This is a genomic window from Paenibacillus sacheonensis (assembly GCF_009909195.1).
Classification (GTDB): Bacteria; Bacillota; Bacilli; order Paenibacillales; family Paenibacillaceae; genus Paenibacillus_Z; species Paenibacillus_Z sacheonensis.
Genome location: NZ_JAAAMU010000024.1, coordinates 26313 through 43014 on the forward strand (window position 1 = coordinate 26313; position 16702 = coordinate 43014).

Genomic DNA, 16702 nt, shown 5'->3' on the forward strand with positions numbered 1-16702 from the left:
ACATAGAAGGACAAAAGTCCTGTTTTGTAGAATTTATTCAAATACTGTAGTGACTGGAGGTCCATCATGAATGTATTTTGGGATCAATTTAATATAAAGCAACGTCAAGCCATTACTGCTCCACTGGAGCATATGATTATTAACGCTGCAGCTGGTACTGGAAAAACCAGTACACTAGCAGCTCGCATCATTTACATGCAAACAGAACTGGATATCGCCCCCCACTCAATTCTTGCTATTTCATTTTCCAGAACCGCACGTGTGCGACTGTTAGAGAAGATTACAGAGTTTTGTAAACATCTCCATACTGGTAGTCCCGTAAAGGTATTTACATTTCATGGTCTAGCATTTCGGATTATCAGAATGGCGATAACTTATGGAGAGACGCATCTAAAGCCCCGCTTTGAAGTGATGAATACTGAAGCAGAACATAATTATATATTTGCTTCATACAGAGACCAATTGCTTGAAGGTGTTGCGCAGAATTTGGATCGAGAAAATGCTCATATTGCATTTCTTAAAATAATCAATGAGTTGCGACAAGGATCAGATGAGCTCGAACCTATTCATACACATGAGGAACTAGATCCGCAATATGCTATCGAGGTCGATATTGGTCTTAACATGAATGTGACTGTTTCATGTAAAGATGTGAAAACAGTCTGGAGAAGGTATGAGCGTATCCTGAAGCACAACAATGCAACAGACTATAATGGCCTAATAAGCGAAGCTGTTAGAATCATGTCAATCTCGAATGGTGAAACATCAAATCGTGTTCGAGAGCGACTTCAGGCAATTGTGGTTGATGAGTTCCAAGATACATCCAGAGCGCAGAACCAATTGCTTTTTAGCTTGGCTGGCTCCGATATAGCGGTTAATGTAGTGGGTGATCCAGATCAAACTATTTATACATTTAATGGCTCCAGTGTCGAAAATATGAAGAAGTTTGGTAATGATGCACTTGATACGAATATTAACGTTCTTCCACAAATACACATGGTGGAGAATTATCGCTCGACTTCTGCTATTTTGGATGTAGCAAACAAAGTTCGTCAAACTACTGATTTTGACCGGCTTCTAGTAGTTGCAAAGGAACTTAAACATTCTAAGTCTTTTGATCAAACGGATAACCCTGTTCGATTAGTTCATGCTCCTCGACTGGAACTCGCTGCTGAATTTGTGGCAATTGAAATTCAACGTTTAATACAAGAAGAAGGGGTTAAGGAGCATGAAATTGCAGTATTAGTCAGGAAAAATTCCGAATACGCACCTCAAGGTACTATGGTCATCAACGCATTAAGAAATACCGGGCTGCTTCTAAATACCAACAATGATAAGCCGCTATCTTCTGTAAAAGAAGAATCGGATTTCATGTATCATTTTTACCAAGAACCGGATACCTATGGGAAAAGGATAGATGAAATACTAGAAGCTAGTCACGAGGTAACGTTACCTAAGTATCTCTCTATTGAAAAGTTTAAATCTTACTTAATAGATGCCTTGGATTCTGGCTCAGAGTATTGTTATGAAGCCGCAGAACTGCTATATGAACATCTTACTGACGAAAGTAGCTCTGCTGATTCTTCAGGAATTCAAGTACGAACCGTGCATTCAGCTAAAGGAGAGGAATATAAAATTGTATTCCTTATGTATCTAGGGGACCGCTCCTTCCCGCATGGAAGCAGGCCAGATTACGAAGAGGAACGAAGATTATTGTATGTTGGAGTAACAAGAGCTCGAGAAAAACTATACATACTTGGGAGACCAGGAATCCATCAGGAAGATTTTTTTAGTGATTGCAAAACGTCAAATTCATGCTTAGAAAGATATATGGTTACTGCTAGCTCTAAAAGTATTGAGGATGATACTATTGTCTTAGATTCGATCGAAGTGTCACTTATTAATCGTGCAAGAGCAAAGCATATCTCTGATAAGGTAGCGGAAAGGGAAGAATTAAGGCAACTGTTTGAAGATGAATAGATATCATATGGGGTGTACGTCAAATGGCTATAAAGATGATAAAGTTAACAGAAGAACAAAAGGACTGTGTGAAATTTCGTACGGATGGAGAATTGCTCATCCGGGGTATACCTGGCTCTGGAAAGACAACTGTTGTTCTGGAGAGAGCTATATATCTTAGCATAAATGGTGAACAGGTTACTCCCGGCCCGAAAGTCCTACTTCTGACATTTAATAAAGCTCTATCTACTTACATAAAACAAATGGTCCGAGCGTCGAGAGATGAAGTAGTCGAAGCAATGACATTTCATCAATGGGGTACTCAGTTATTACGTGATTCTGGGATAACCAACTATCGCACCATATCTGATGAAAAAGAAGGCTTTGTCAAATTTGCTAAAAATATAATTCGTAAATATGGAGACCTTATTCTACCGAGTGCAAAAGTACACGGGATGAGTGAAGACCGTTCACTAATTAGATTTCTTATGGAAGAAATTTCGTGGATTAAAAATAATGAGATTAAAGCACTGCCGCAGTACTTAGATGCTCAACGCATTGGGCGCGGTACACAAATTCAACTCACAAAGGCCCATAGAGAAACAATTTTTGATATATATGAAAAGTATCAATCGATTTTAAAAGGAAAGCGTTGCATGGATTTTGATGATGTGGCCTTACAACTTATTGATAATTCAGAGCGTATACTAAGTAATATTAGACCAAACCATGTCCTAATAGACGAAGCTCAGGATTTAACTGCCACACAACTAAAAGCTATAAAATCCTTAACAATGAAGAGCCTTACTGTAGCAGCAGACAAAGGTCAGCAAATTTACCGAAGAGGCTTTAGCTGGAAAAGTGTTGGTATAGATATCAGAGGTGCAAGAAGTAAATATTTAGGAAAAACTTTTCGCTCAACTAAGCAAATAATACAGTTGGCCCGAAGTTTACAGCACCACGATAAGCAATTGATAAATGACAACGAGTTTTTACCATTGGCTGATCCAGACACTGAGGGTCCATTACCAGAGTTACTTATTTCCGGAAAAACCAACGAAGAATTAAAAACAATGGTGAGAAAGGTTAGACAGATTCAAGCGGCATTTCCAAAAGACAATATAGCCATTATTGCCAATTCACATGACCGGCTAGAGGAATTCGAAGAATCCTTAACCGAACATGGAATTGGTAGCATATATATCAAATCAGACGAAGCGGACTTTTTAATTCCTGGGGTTAAATTAGTAACTTTTCACTCTTCAAAAGGACTTGAGTTCGATCATGTCATTGTTACTGGTTTACAAGAAGGAAAATTACCATATCGTACAATGGCTCCTGGTGATGATTATGAAGCATTTATTGCAACCGAACGTAAAAAGCTTTATGTTGCTATGACAAGAGCGAAGCTTACATTAACACTTTCAGCTGTTGCCCCTATATCACCCTTTATCCATGAACTTGATATAAATTTATATAGGTAAAAAAAAGAACTCCGCTGCATAGTCCAAGCAGAGTTCTTTTTTTAAAGTTCTGATTAATAATTTGACCGTTCCATTGAGTAACAAGTTTTACGGTCGACGATTCCCGGTCCCCTACAAGAATTTCACTGGAAGAGAGTCTTGAAAATTGCTACTCAACCATAGTTATCCTTAATATGTTATGACATAAGGCATCCTCTTGAGGTGTATTGTTGTCTAACGCTACTGGACCGGTCAGAGTCTCAACTGACATTCATAAAAATTCTATTGTCCCTCTGGAAATAAAACTTGAAGAATTGATTCAGCTTCCTTTTCAAAATCAAAATCAGGTTGCCCCTGACGAGCATAATATGCCGAGAATCTACTCAGAATATCCTTTACAATTGAATCTTGGACCCTTAATTCAGGAGGATAGAATTGTTCTAACAATTCATCAGGTTTATAGTTAATTACCTTTCTGAAGTTCACATAACCTCCTTCAAAGACACTGTTTTTAGGCAGCCAATGAAAGTACTCTTTGTTATTATTTCTAATTGTAGGAAGTAGTGCTTTTTTTCTCTTTGTAGCACTTACTCCCTCCACTACTGTCATATTGATTATTCCATAATCATCAATCTCACATAACATAACCCGATCAGTTTTTATTTTCCCATTATGGATCGCCAGATCGCAGGGGGGTGATAATACGATATAGAATAAATTATCCTCTTTATTTTTCAATATACAGCCTGTTCTTATTCTCTGGTTTAGTGGAGGACTAATATATACCTCTTCTACACTATAGAGAGGTATATTATCTTCAAGGAGCTCATGAATATGTGCTATTGCATATCTAAGTAAAATAATTTCAGTTGCAGAACCAGACTTGCGTAGTTCCTTCCATGTTTCAATTCTTGGATATAGGTTCCTCCAGAATACCTCGATCATTGTATTTTCGATTATCCCCTTACCACCTATTACCTTAAAAAGTCCTGTATTTGAAATCTCAATTAAAGACTTTATAATATCCTCATAGGTTGCTTCTCCTTTCTTATATATCTTAATTGGGGATTCATCTCCTAGAACTGTATCAGGAGTTCCTGTCATAATAGCCACTGGAAGACGATATTTTTCTGTAATTTGTGTTATTACTTCATTTCCATTGTCATTCCCTTCTAGTTTTATATCAATTATTGCCCCATCATAAGATTCTTTTAGCATAGCTAATGCGTTAGATATATTTTTTGCAACGTCGATGCTAATTTGATAATCAGTTGTCTCATGATTCATACGTTCGACTGTATCTAAACATACTGTTGAATCATTTTCATTATCTTCTACTAGTAAATATTTATAGTATTCCATTCTGCTGCTACTCCTTATTGAGCCTAAAATGAACTCCTTGGATATTGTATAGTGCTATTAACTGTAAACCATTTCGTTGAGCCGCCTCTCCAGCTATCGCTAACCCCAGTCCCGAACCCGTTCCATTTGGTTTTGTCGTGAATTCAGGTTCAAAAATAACTCCACTTTCTAACAAGTCCCGTTCTATTCCAGGTCCAGAATCCTCATAGTCCACATACCAATCCCCGTTCTCGCCTTCAAGAATAGAAATTTCTATATGTTTGTTCTGAGCCTTAGTGTGAATCATCCAGAAAATACTATTATCTATCAAATTAGTGAAAATAGTATATATGTCTTGTTTCCATCCATTCCAAGTAGCAATATTACTTCCTTTAATACTAAACTCTATTGAGTGGATATTAAATTCATTTTCAAATACTTGAGCAGCAGTATAAATAGCTTGATACAAATTATAATCAGATCTAGTTGCACGTGTTTTTGCTGCTAAAGGGTCTAAGCGACTAAAAAGATTGACAAAGATTGATGCATTTTCATGAAACCCAGATGTTATTTTAATAATTTTATCGAAAATAGAGTCAGAGGTATCTTCCTTAATTTTTTGAGTATAAAACTTTAAGTTAGAAATTTGATTTGTAAAATAATTCAGTGGACGACGGCCCTCATGTAAAATTACATTCACTATTCGTCCTAGTGTAGCTTGTCCTTGGTAAATTGCGACTGTCGTTTTAATATCATCAATTATTGCATTCTTATCAATCTGTTCTTTTTCAATCATCTTATTTATTTCAGAAATTGTTAAGTCGTTTAACCCAGATTTTTTTAATGCTATAGATACGGATTTTTGCAAATGCGAATAATCAAAAAGCTTTTCTAATTCTTTTTCAATTACTTTTGTTCGTTTTGATAATCCAGCTTTTCGACGATAAACAAACCTTTTTTCCTCTAAACTAGCAATTATTTCACAGGTAATTTCTTTTAATCTGTTGTATGCCAAATTATCCTTTAGGCCATCTCTAGCACTTCTCTCTTCCAAGTTAGATTTCTCTTCCGACTCTATATGAACATAACCAATAACTTGATTAATACCAATCTTTAAAGAAGGATTTTGTACTCTCTGTTCATTTAATTTCAACCAATCGAAATCAGCGTCTCCCAATGGACGAATTCTAAATCCATTTCGATATACTCCTATCCCGTTTAAGCTATTAAGCAATTGTCGTGTTTCAAGATTTTTTAGATATTTATTAGTAGTCTCATCTCTCAAACCTCTTGCGATTAACAGTTCAATAGAATCTTTATCTCTGTCATACACCCTTATATCAACTACTATTTCGCCACAATTAGTTTGCCCTAAGCAAAAATGGACTTCTTCACTTAGGGTATTCCGTGCTTTTTGATTTTCGTATATTAATTTACCTGTACCATCAGCAGAAATTTTACCTGTAATTTTATAATCATAAAGATCCAAAATGGGATACGGCTGAATCTCCTCTTCATGTTTTTTTGTCTGTTCTAGAAAAAAATTATTAAATACTAACATTATCTTAAATTCTGATTTTGCTAGAAATGGTGCACCAGGGGGAATTAATTTTTTTAGCTCAGATCTCAATATATCTATTTGCTTTTGCCATTCATCTATATCTTCTTTTGAAGCCACAATAGTCAACTTAGTTCCATTCTTATCAGAGCAAACCTCGTTATCAATAGTAAGTTCAACTTCATCCAAGAACTTAGCATTAACAAACTGATCCCAATCTATAAATAAAGTTGTTTTATAACTATTCTGAATCGTCTCTAATTTCATTTTTCTCCCTAAAATGTTGGCAGCATATCGACCTATCCCTTTGCGTCCTTGTAAAATCCGTCCATTGGGACTTTTTCTCCTGGCAACTTTATCATTTGTAGAGGGTACCATCCACTTATCAATTACTTCCTCTATTGACATTCCATGCCCATGATCTTCTACGATGATCGTGAAATTATCTCTTCCCTCATCCACATTGAAGCTTATTATTACATCTGATGAATCGGCATCGTAGGAGTTTTTTACCAGCTCTAATATCGCTGCGTATCTATCTTGTATTAGACCTTCGCCAATAGTTATTAAATGTCGACCAGCTGGTCGAATTCGATATGTTTCCATACCATCCCTCCAATAATGCGACTTTTAAACTATGTATTAATTATGGGAGCTTTCCTGTGAATTATATCCATATTACAACAAAACGTACTGTATATACTACTGAGGACCCTAGTACGCAACTAAAAACTGATCAAATGGTTTTATGATTTCAAACAAAACTAAGCTGCCAACGCACACCGATTAAGTATCGTGGCTCGTTGGCAGCTTAGTTTTTTCAACTGCGATTTCTGTACAGTCGCTCGGGTTCTTCTTGTCCATGCCGCTATAACAGTTTAAAGTCTATTCCGATCAAATTAGCTTTTTATGTTTGTTAGTGTAGGTTTTAACATTAATTTATTAACAACAAAGATCAGTCTCTGTACCATAGTTTTGAGCAAGTTGTTGTACCTTCTAAAACCTTTTATTTATAAGCTATTTGATACACTGTTTCATTACGTAGAAGCAGCACGACGGATTCCACATGAACCGTATGCGGAAACATATCCACCGGCTGCACCTCAACCGTCCGATACCCACCATCCTCGAGCACATGGAGGTCCCGAGCCAACGTTGCCGGGTTACACGACACATACACCACCCGCTTCGGCTTCATCGCAAGAATCGTGTCGAGCAGCGCTTCATCGCAGCCTTTGCGCGGCGGATCGACGACGATCACGTCAGGCACGATACCCTCCTGCCGCCAACGCGGGATGACGACTTCGGCCGGGCCCGCCTCGAACGAAGCATTCGCGATGCCATTCAACGCCGCATTCCGCTTCGCATCCTCGATCGCTTCCGGAACAATCTCCACACCATGGACATGCCCGGCTTGGCGAGCCAAGAACAACGAGATCGTGCCGATGCCACAATAGGCATCAATCACTTGCTCGTTGCCGGTCAACGCCGCATACTCCACCGCCTTGCGGTACAATGCCACCGTCTGCACCGGGTTCACTTGATAGAACGACCGAGCCGAGATGGCGAAGCGGATCCCGTCGAGCTCGTCATAGATGACCTCGCTACCCCAGAGGACGTGGGTCTCGTCGCCGAAGATGACGTTGGTGTCGCGCTTGTTGATGTTCTGCACGATGCTCGTGACGCTCGGGATCTCCTCGCGAATACGCGAGATCCATTGCTCTACGTTCGGAATGCGCGAGCCATTCGTAATGAGCACGATCATGGCTTCGCCGGTGACGAAGCCGACGCGGGCCATGACGTGGCGAAGCAGGCCGCGGCCGGTTTCTTCGTTATAGGCGACGATACCGAGCTCGCGGCCAATGGCTTTGACCTTCGCTACAATGTCGTCGTTGCTGTTATGCTGGATCAAACACTCGTCCATGTCGATGATGCGGTGGCTACCGCGGGCATAGAAGCCGCCGATTAGATGCTCGCCGTTCAGATCCGGCTGCGGCAAACCCTCCGCGCCGCTTATTAGTCCGCTAATTGCCATGCCCATCGGCACGGAGGCCTTGTTACGGTAGCGCCATGGCTCGCCCATGCCGATCGTCGGATGTACGACAACCGCGTGCCGAGCGTCATCCTCGTTGTCGGCGGTTCCGCCCTCAGTCCCCGCTACCCGGAGCTTTCCAATCCGCTCCAAGCTATCGATCACATGCTGCCGCTTCCACTTCAGCTGCGCCGCATAATCCATATGCTGCAGCTGACAGCCGCCGCACTGCTTGTAGATTGCGCACGGCGCTTCGACGCGGTCCGCGCTCGGCTCCACGATCTCCAGCAGCTTCGCATAGCCGTACGTCTTCTTCACCTTCATGACGCGCGCGTGCACGGTCTCGCCGGGAAGCGCGCCTTGAATAAAAAGGGTAAAGCCGTCTGCACGGCCTACCCCTTCGCCTTCATGCGTCAGTCCGATAATCTCGACGGTGACGTCGTCGTTCTTGTTCACCGGCGCATGGATGCTGCCGGCGTTCGCAGGGGCGCTGCGGCCCACGCTTTTCGCCTCGGTATTTCTAGCGGGTTTGCTCTGACCCCCAGCATTTCTCGCGGCATTGCTCCGGCCCCCGGTATTTCTCCCAACACTACTTTTACCACCCGTATTACTCTTGGCACTGCCCTTAATCTTGCTCATAGCTGTATACGCTCCATCAACCGCGCGTCTCTGCGCACGGCTTGCTTATTTATAAGTCGATACGCCCGACTCGTCGACGATGATGCTGAGATGCGACGGCAGCACCGTGAACGTGCACGGCAGCGTGCCGCCGTATTCGCCGTCGAGGTTCAACTGTACGTAGTCCGGCGTCGTGACGGTAATCTGATTCGTTTGGAAGCTGACCACATGCGGATCGTTGAGATGCTCGCCGCGCAGCGCCAGGGTCGCCAGGCGAATGAATTCGCCCAGGTTGCATTTCTTCAGGATGACGACATCGAACATGCCGTCGTTCAGGCTCGCGTCCGGGGCCAGCTTCTCGAAGCCGCCGACGGAATTGCTGTTGCAGATGAGGAATAGCATGATTTCTTCATGGATCTCGCCGATTTCCTTGGCTTGGATGCGCAGCTCGGTCGGCCGCAGGCGGGTCATTTTCTCGAGACCCTTCATATAATAGGCCAGCTGCCCGATCATCGTCTTCAGCTTGCTCGGCACCTCGTACGTCAGCTCCGTGAGGGAGCCGCCGCCGGCGATGTTAATGAAGTAGCGATTGTTCGCGCGTCCGAGGTCGATCGGCTTGGCGTACTGCTGGATGATGAGGTCGCAGGCATACTCCCAATGCTTCGGAATCCCGAGTGCTCTGGCAAAATCGTTCGTGGTACCCAAGGGCAAAATGCCGAGCGGCGGCCGCACGTCCTTCTCCGCCAAACCGTTAATGACCTCGTACAGTGTACCGTCGCCGCCCGCCGCAATGATAAGATCGAAGCCCCGGTCCGCCGCCTCAGCAGCCGCCAACGTCGCGTCGCCTTCGCTTACCGTCGCGTGGCAGCTCGTCTCGATGCCGCCGCGCTCCAGCCGCTGGAGAATGTCCGGCAGCCGTTTCTTGATTTCTTCCCGACCCGATGTCGGGTTATAAATGAGCCTTGCCCGTTTGATCGTCACGTCCCTACCCCCACAATATCCGTACAAGCAGAATACCGCAATAGAATGACCGTCTAACGCGAGCCGAAGCTCTGTAGGAGCAGCTTCAGTCAAGCGCCCGCAAGCCGCGCTCCATATGGACCGAAGACATGCCTGCAGCTGCCGCTCGCGGCCGTCCAGCCCGTCTATTGCAGCAAGGCTGCGTTACTCTTCTCTTCCTTCTAACTATACACCAAGGCGGCTAACTTCCCAAACGCCCGGCGCCATCCGCACCCATCGCTGACAGCCATTGCCCGATCTGCCGCTCCATCCAGCGCGCGATAAGCGGGCTCGGCAGAAGCGCCCTGCCATTGTACCGGTAAGCAAACCCTTCGAGCCGCTTCGGAATGACCGTACGGGTAAAATAACCCTCGCTCAGAAACAGCGGTGCGACGATTACCGGATGTTCCGGGTATTGTTCCTGCATTGCGCGCAGCTTGCCGGCCGCCTGGTCGGGCAGCAGCATCGCGATGTCGGCGCCGGCGAAGCCGCCTAGCGCGCACATCCGCGCGGCCAGCTGCGTCATCCCCTCGCGGTAGCGTTCGTGGAACACGTCTTCGCGCGCGCCGTGCGCGACGAGCAGAAGCCGCTCGCTGGCCGGCGTCTCCGACAGTTCGGCGATATTGCCAAGCAGCAGCCCGACGATATCGCCGTCGATGTCGTCGTCGATCGGCTGGCCCATATACACCCGAACGTCCGCGGGAACGCGGAACGGTTCCAGCTCGCCTGGACGCTCTGCCGATACGGGCGGCAGGCCGAAAGCCTGCGCGATATCGTCCACATGCGTGCTTCCGGACGACACAAAAAGCGGAAGGACGTAAAGCTCCTTCACGCCTTCCGCTACTAAACTATCGATACCGTCTTGGATGAGACGGCCTTCTACGATTTCGAGAAAGACCGATACGACCGGAACCGCGCCGCCGTCCGGCAACGAGCTCTTGCACGTCTCGGATGCGGCCACCGCCGCCGCGGCGTCGTCGACTAGCCGAACCCAGCCCGCTTCGCGCGAGCCGTGGCTGATAATGAGAATGCCCGGTTTCATGCGTCTATCGTCCCGAGCGCTCCAGCGCCATTTTGTACCCGTCGTTGCCGTAGTTGAGGCACCGCTTCACGCGCGAGATCGTCGCCGTGCTGGCGCCCGTCTCCGCTTCGATCTGATTATATGTAGCGCCCTTGCCGAGCATGCGCGCTACCTCAAGCCGCTGGGACAGCGACTGAATCTCGTTCACCGTGCACAGATCGTCGAAGAAGACATAGCATTCCTCGACCGACTTCAGCGTCAACACCGCTTCGAACAGCTGGTCGACCGTCTTGTCGTTTAACTTCTTCAATTGCATTTCCGCTCACTCCTGCCCTGACTAATATGCTCAGTGTACTGCTTTTATCGACAATTTTCAAGCGTCACCGTTGTATCGCTTTACAGATCAGCAGAACTTCAGAAAGCGCATTCATAACTTCCGCACCCCTTACATTCACCCAAAATATTTCCCCTAAAACGGGCATTCGTCCAATCCAACTAGACCATTATCCCATAGACTGCTAACAAAACGTTGAAAAAGGTTGTGATCTGCGTGAAATATCGCTACGATCCGTCCGTCAGAAGCTTCCAGCAGCCCCTCGGCGGCCAAGGTCAAGGCCCGCAAAACCAGGGGAACAGCCCATTCCCGGGCATCTCCGATCCGTTCATGAACAAGAGCATCGGCATGGCGCCCGTGCCGTTCGACACGGCCGAATTCTCGAACGGGGTGCCTTCCATCAATATTATGCCGGCTTCCAACCAGCAGATCATTCCGCTGCCGGAAGCTCCTTCATCGACGTCCGTCGCGGACGCCCTCGCGGAGACGAAGCCCGAGAAAGCCAAGAAGGAGAAAGGCGGCTTCAACCTCGGGGAAAGCATCAACGATCTCAAAGGCGTCGTCGACCGCATGGGCGGACTCGACGGCATCGTGACGACGATGACGAAGGTGCAGAAGGTCGTCGGCAGCATCACCCAGATGGCGCCGCTCATCAAAGTGCTGGCAGGCTCCTTCGGCAAGAAAGGCGCCTCCGCCACGATCGCCGAGGACGACGACGATTACGTCCGGCCAAGAAGGCCGCGCAAGCGGAAACGCCGCAAGACCGCCTCCGGCAAAGGCCTCTCGCCGAACGGCGTGAAGCGCAAACGTCCCCGCAGGTAGCCTCGAGGGACTGCGGTCGCGGACTTGCGCCGCCGAATGGCGAAGGCGACCCGCTGCGCTTGTGCTTCTCTCCCAAGCGCCCGGCTCGCATCGCTGGCCTCATTCCCCTAGCCTCCTGCCGCCAGTCCCATACCGCGCTTCTCCCGCAACCCAGCCAGCCGACGCGCCGCAAGAGGCCGCCGGCTGTTCGCCGTTATATTCAATCCGCAGCCGGCATAAGATCATGTAGCAAGCGGGATCAGAATGCTTAATTGGGCAACGGAACGTGACACCTCGCGCCTCAAACGAACGTATGTGTAACAAACGGCAACGACAACCTGAACGAAAAGGTGGGTTCATTCCAAGCATGCCAACAAGCGCGGAACTACGTGCAAGAGCAAGGCAAAGTTTACAAGGGCAATGGGGCCGTTCGGCGCTCATCATGCTCGTGCTGTACCTGATCGGCGCAGCGCTGGAACGGGCAACCGTGATCGGGCCGATCGTCCTCCATCTGTGCGGCGGGGCAACGGCCGTCGGCATCTACGGCTTCTATCTCCAAGTATCGCGCGGACGGCGCCCGCAAATCGCGGTGCTGCTCGATGGCTTCCACGACTTCGTGCGCTCCCTCATCCTGTATTTCCTCATCATGATCTTCACCCTGCTCTGGACGCTGCTGTTCATCGTGCCCGGCATTATCGCGGCGCTGCGCTATTCGCAGTCCTACTTCATCCTGAAGGATAATCCGGACCTCACCGCGCTGGAAGCGCTCCGCCGCAGCAAAGCGATGATGCAAGGGAACAAATGGCGCCTGTTCGTCCTGTTCCTGACGTTCATCGGCTGGTTCCTGCTCTCCATCGTGACGCTCGGCATCGGAATGCTCTGGGTGTACCCGTACGTGACGACGACGATCGCGCATTTCTACGACGACCTCCGCCACCGCGGAGCCGAGCCGAGTTATGCTTCTCCGCCTCCGCATCCGGGATCCTTCTAGAGGCCGGGCAGATAAGCAGCTAGCATCGTGCATGCTTACAAGCTCACCAAGTCGCAAAAACAACTCCGCCGACGTCGATAGCCGACGTCGGCGGAGTTTTATTATTGTCCTACAATTATCCCCGCTTACTGCACCGTAAACTCGTCGAACGTATACCGGAACCGCTCGTTCGGCGCGGCATCGCCGTGCTTGTAGAACTCCAGGCTGTCCTGCCCGTCCGTGATGTTGTCCGCCACTTTGAAATCAAACCGCAGCGGCGCGAACGCATCCGTGAACCCGAGCGCGGAACGCGGGATCGCAAGCTCCATCTCCCGGCCGCTGGCCCGGTACTGGATCGTCGTCGCGGAGCCCCAGTTCCAGCCGCCCGTGCTCGTCTCGAGCTTCGTCGTCGTGGAGGTGAGCCCGCCGCGGTTAACGACGAAGTTGTAGCCCTCCCAATTCGGACTGCTGCCGTTCGTGCGGATGAACAGCCGCATCCAGCCGGCATCCGAATACGCGGTCAGGTTGGCCTGGGTCCTCACGTAGAAGTAGACGTTCGTGTCGTCGCGCGCGACCTTGACCGATTGAATGTCGTTGCGGCCGCTCGTATCCGCATACGTCGTCGCCGGGTCGAAGCCGGGATGGCTGCGATGCGCCGTATCCCCGATATTGTCGCGGTATTCGGTCGTGACGTCCGCCCAGTCGGCGAAGCTGCCGTCGACCGCGATCGTCTTGGCCGGTCCGGCCGGCGGCTGCTGGCGGGCGCCTTTGAATTTGCGCACGTAATCGACGAGCTGGTTGTAGTAATTGTCCTTATGCCCGCCGTTCATCGGCTCGATATCCCGGCTGAACTCGCGGTTGAACTGGTCGACGAGCACCGTGTTGCCGGAATAGCCGGCGAAGGAATTGAAGCGCAGCGCGATCCACTCGTTCCAGCCGGTCACCCAGACGAAGCTCGGATCGATGTCGATCGCCCGCCCCCACTGCTCGCCGAAATTCAATCCGTAATCGGTTTTGTAGGCTGGATCGTTCGGATTCGTCGACAGCAGGCTGCTTCCGTTATGGAAGCTGCGCCCGCGCGCGACCAGCTGGCCGGAGCCGTTCAGCTGGCTCATCGCGCCGAGCTGCCAGCCGCCGCTGCCGTTCGGCACCGCGTTCTGCGCGACGCCGACCGAGGCCTGTTCCGACGTGCCCGGACTTGCGCTCGTATAGAAGCCGTGCTGCGGATACACCTCCAGCCACGACCATTGATTGCCGCCCGTCGGACCGGCGAAATAATCCGGCTGCGGCTTGCGGAAGGTGAAGAAGCTGCTCTGCGCCGGTATCGTGATCGCGGACGGATCGGCGAGAATGAGCGGCTTGCCGCCCCACTGGAACCACAGGTCCGGATGCACGTTCGCCCCGTACAGATCGGTGTATAACTGATTTACGCAAGGGGCGACATTGCCGCCGCCGAACGGACAGAGGAACGCGACCTGCGGGGTCTTGCCGCCTTCGGCGCGCACCTGGCCCCATACGTCGAGCAGCGCCATCCAGTTCGTCTTGTAATAGGAGCCGTACAGATCGCCCGGATTGAAATTGCTCAGGTCGTACACGATCGTATCGACGCCGGCATCGGACAGCTCCTGCGCGTGCTTGCGGAGCACGAACGCGTCGTTGCCCTGATAGTGGCCGAGCGCGGACTCGCCCCACGTATGCCACTTGCCGTACGCTCCCCACGGCGGGCTCGCGGCCGTCGACAGCGCGGTCGGATTGGCCGCCAGAATCTGCGACGTGTCGTACACCGGCTGGCTCCAGTCCTGCAGCCACGCAAAATAAAACATGCCGACGGTCTTGCCCGCCCGCGGCGCCGCGGTCTGGCCATACGTCGAGACGTTCCTGCCGAGATCGTCGGTCGCCGTCCACGTGTCCGCGTAGACGTCCCAAGGATAGGCGGCGGCTTCCGCGAGCTGGAAGTAATAATTGCCGAAGTCGTCCGGCCCCAGCTTGGTCGCGGCGATCCGCAGGGCCTTCGCCTGAACCGGATCGAAGCTGAACGTCTGCGGCTTCGAGCCCGGGTTCGGATACGACGTGTACGACTGGCCCGGAATATCGACGAACGTCGAGCCGTCGGTGCTGTACTGCAGCTTGAAATCGACGGGGAACGCCAGCCCGCCGCCGCGCGGCGTCAGCTTCAACTGCGAGAAAGCGTACGAGGCGCCGTACGTCAACGTGAAGCTCTCGCCGGCAGCGGCCGATACGTGATTCGCGCTGGACCAGGCCGAGCCGGCATTGCCGTCGATCGCCGAAGCGGCCGGCCAGCCGGAGATCGCGCTGCTTGCGCCCGCGCCGCTCGGCGTCTGCGGCGTCTGCGTCTCGGTGCGGCCGACGTTCATCTCCATCAGCTGCAGGTAATACGTGCCTCCGTTATCGGCGGAGAGCTGCGTCGCGTACAGCCGGACGTAGCGCGCCGATACGTCGCTGTCGAACCGGATGACGCGCTTGCTGCCGGGGGATGCCGCCGCGCCGCTAAACGATGCGCCGGGCGCGTCCGTCCAGGTCGATCCGTCCGTGCTCGTCTGGATCTTGTATACCGCCGGAAAGCCGTAGCCGTTCTGACGCGGCGCCAGCTGCACCGTGTTCAGGCCGCTGACCGTGCTGCCGAGATCGACGCTGACCCATTCCGTCGCCGCGGCGCCGGCATGGCTCGCGCTGGAGTAGAACGTCGTGTAATCCCCGTCGAAGACATTGGATGCCGCGAAGGAGCCGATCACCGAGGACGCCGATGCGCCGATGAATTTCTGCTTGACCGAGAACTCCATCAGCTGCAGGTAGTACATGCCGACATTGTCCTCGCCGAGCTTCGTCGCGTAGACGCGAAGATACCGCGCGCTCACGAAATCCTGAAACGTCACCGTCACCGGCTGCGAGCCCGGATTGGAATAATTGCGGTACGAGCCGCCGGGCACGTTCCTCCACGTCGAGCCGTCATTGCTCGCCTGGATGGAGAAATCCGACGGGAAGCCGTAGCCGTTCTGCCTTGGCGTCAGCACGACGCCGTTCAGCGCGCCAAGCGTGCTGCCGAGGTCGACGCGCAGCCATTCCGAGTGATTCGGATCGCTGTAGCCCGCGCTGGAATAGAAGGTCGAGCCATTGCCGTCGACGGCGTTCGCGGCAGCAAAAGCGCCGGTCACCGAGGACGCCGCTGCGCCGCCGATCGCCGGCGTCGCGGCCGAGGCCGGCCATGCGCCGACGACGAGCGCCAGGACGAACAGCAGCAGCCAGCTCGTTCTTCGCAGGCGCGCCTTTCTCGTCCCCGCTCCGCGCATGCGCCCTGCGCTCCTCGCTGCCGAATGACTTTCCCGCTCCCTGCTTCCCGTCAAGCTTCCATCGCGATCCGCCCGTCGAGCGATTTTCTTGCTCCTCTCGTTTCCCTTCCGGTACATGTCTCCCATTCGTCAACTCATCCACCTTCCCGAATAAAAATCGGGCGTTATCCGGCCGCGCCCATGGTTCTTCCTATTCCGGCAGCCCCGCAAGCCGCCCCGCATCCCTCCCGGTGACCGCAGCATACTGAATGCGCTTACAGTCCTGTTATCTCTATTAACCGCGGACCGCGAATATCCT

The 16702-nt window shown here is 50.3% G+C and carries 11 protein-coding genes; 4 read left to right on the plus strand and 7 right to left on the minus strand.

What is annotated here, in order from left to right; translation table 11 throughout:
* Nucleotides 1–66 precede the first annotated feature (66 nt).
* Together GT003_RS28255 and GT003_RS28260 are read left to right on the plus strand one after the other, a co-directional pair.
* Nucleotides 67–1980 carry an ATP-dependent helicase gene (locus tag GT003_RS28255; RefSeq protein WP_161704322.1) on the plus strand — a complete coding sequence of 638 codons (1914 nt, stop codon included), beginning with the start codon at nt 67–69 and terminating at the stop codon, nt 1978–1980.
* A gap of 23 nt (nt 1981–2003) precedes the next feature.
* Nucleotides 2004–3443 carry a UvrD-helicase domain-containing protein gene (locus tag GT003_RS28260; protein ID WP_161704324.1) on the plus strand — a complete coding sequence of 480 codons (1440 nt, stop codon included), beginning with the start codon at nt 2004–2006 and terminating at the stop codon, nt 3441–3443.
* 261 nt (nt 3444–3704) lie between these two features.
* Here the strand turns inward: GT003_RS28260 and GT003_RS28265 are convergent, their stop codons facing one another.
* From GT003_RS28265 to GT003_RS28290, 6 genes are all read right to left on the minus strand, one after another.
* Nucleotides 3705–4784 (minus strand): response regulator, encoded by a 1080-nt coding sequence (locus GT003_RS28265; RefSeq protein WP_161704326.1) that lies wholly within the window; start codon nt 4782–4784, stop codon nt 3705–3707.
* 7 nt (nt 4785–4791) lie between these two features.
* Nucleotides 4792–6927, minus strand: coding sequence for a sensor histidine kinase (locus tag GT003_RS28270; RefSeq protein WP_161704328.1), 2136 nt, complete (start codon nt 6925–6927; stop codon nt 4792–4794).
* 400 nt (nt 6928–7327) lie between these two features.
* Entirely contained in the window at nt 7328–8992 is a 1665-nt protein-coding gene (gene rlmD / locus GT003_RS28275) for a 23S rRNA (uracil(1939)-C(5))-methyltransferase RlmD (RefSeq protein ID WP_161704330.1), read from the minus strand.
* 45 nt (nt 8993–9037) lie between these two features.
* Nucleotides 9038–9952, minus strand: a complete 915-nt coding sequence (locus tag GT003_RS28280) for a diacylglycerol kinase (RefSeq protein ID WP_161704333.1) — start codon at nt 9950–9952, stop codon at nt 9038–9040.
* Nucleotides 9953–10172: 220 nt separating this feature from the next.
* On the minus strand, nt 10173–11012 hold the full coding sequence (locus GT003_RS28285) for a sirohydrochlorin chelatase (RefSeq protein ID WP_161704335.1): 840 nt from the start codon (nt 11010–11012) through the stop codon (nt 10173–10175).
* 4 nt (nt 11013–11016) lie between these two features.
* On the minus strand, nt 11017–11307 hold the full coding sequence (locus GT003_RS28290) for a YerC/YecD family TrpR-related protein (RefSeq protein ID WP_161704337.1): 291 nt from the start codon (nt 11305–11307) through the stop codon (nt 11017–11019).
* A gap of 234 nt (nt 11308–11541) precedes the next feature.
* Here GT003_RS28290 and GT003_RS28295 point away from each other — a divergent pair, with 234 nt between their 5' ends.
* The gene (locus GT003_RS28295) at nt 11542–12147 is read left to right on the plus strand and encodes a hypothetical protein (RefSeq protein ID WP_161704339.1); all 606 of its coding nucleotides are present in this window, start codon (nt 11542–11544) and stop codon (nt 12145–12147) included.
* Nucleotides 12148–12493: 346 nt separating this feature from the next.
* On the plus strand, nt 12494–13117 hold the full coding sequence (locus tag GT003_RS28300; RefSeq protein ID WP_161704341.1) for a DUF975 family protein: 624 nt from the start codon (nt 12494–12496) through the stop codon (nt 13115–13117).
* Between the two features lie 125 nt (nt 13118–13242).
* On the opposite strand, the gene GT003_RS28305 is transcribed toward GT003_RS28300, so the two are convergent.
* The gene (locus GT003_RS28305; protein WP_161704344.1) at nt 13243–16404 is read right to left on the minus strand and encodes a discoidin domain-containing protein; all 3162 of its coding nucleotides are present in this window, start codon (nt 16402–16404) and stop codon (nt 13243–13245) included.
* Nucleotides 16405–16702: the final 298 nt, after the last annotated feature.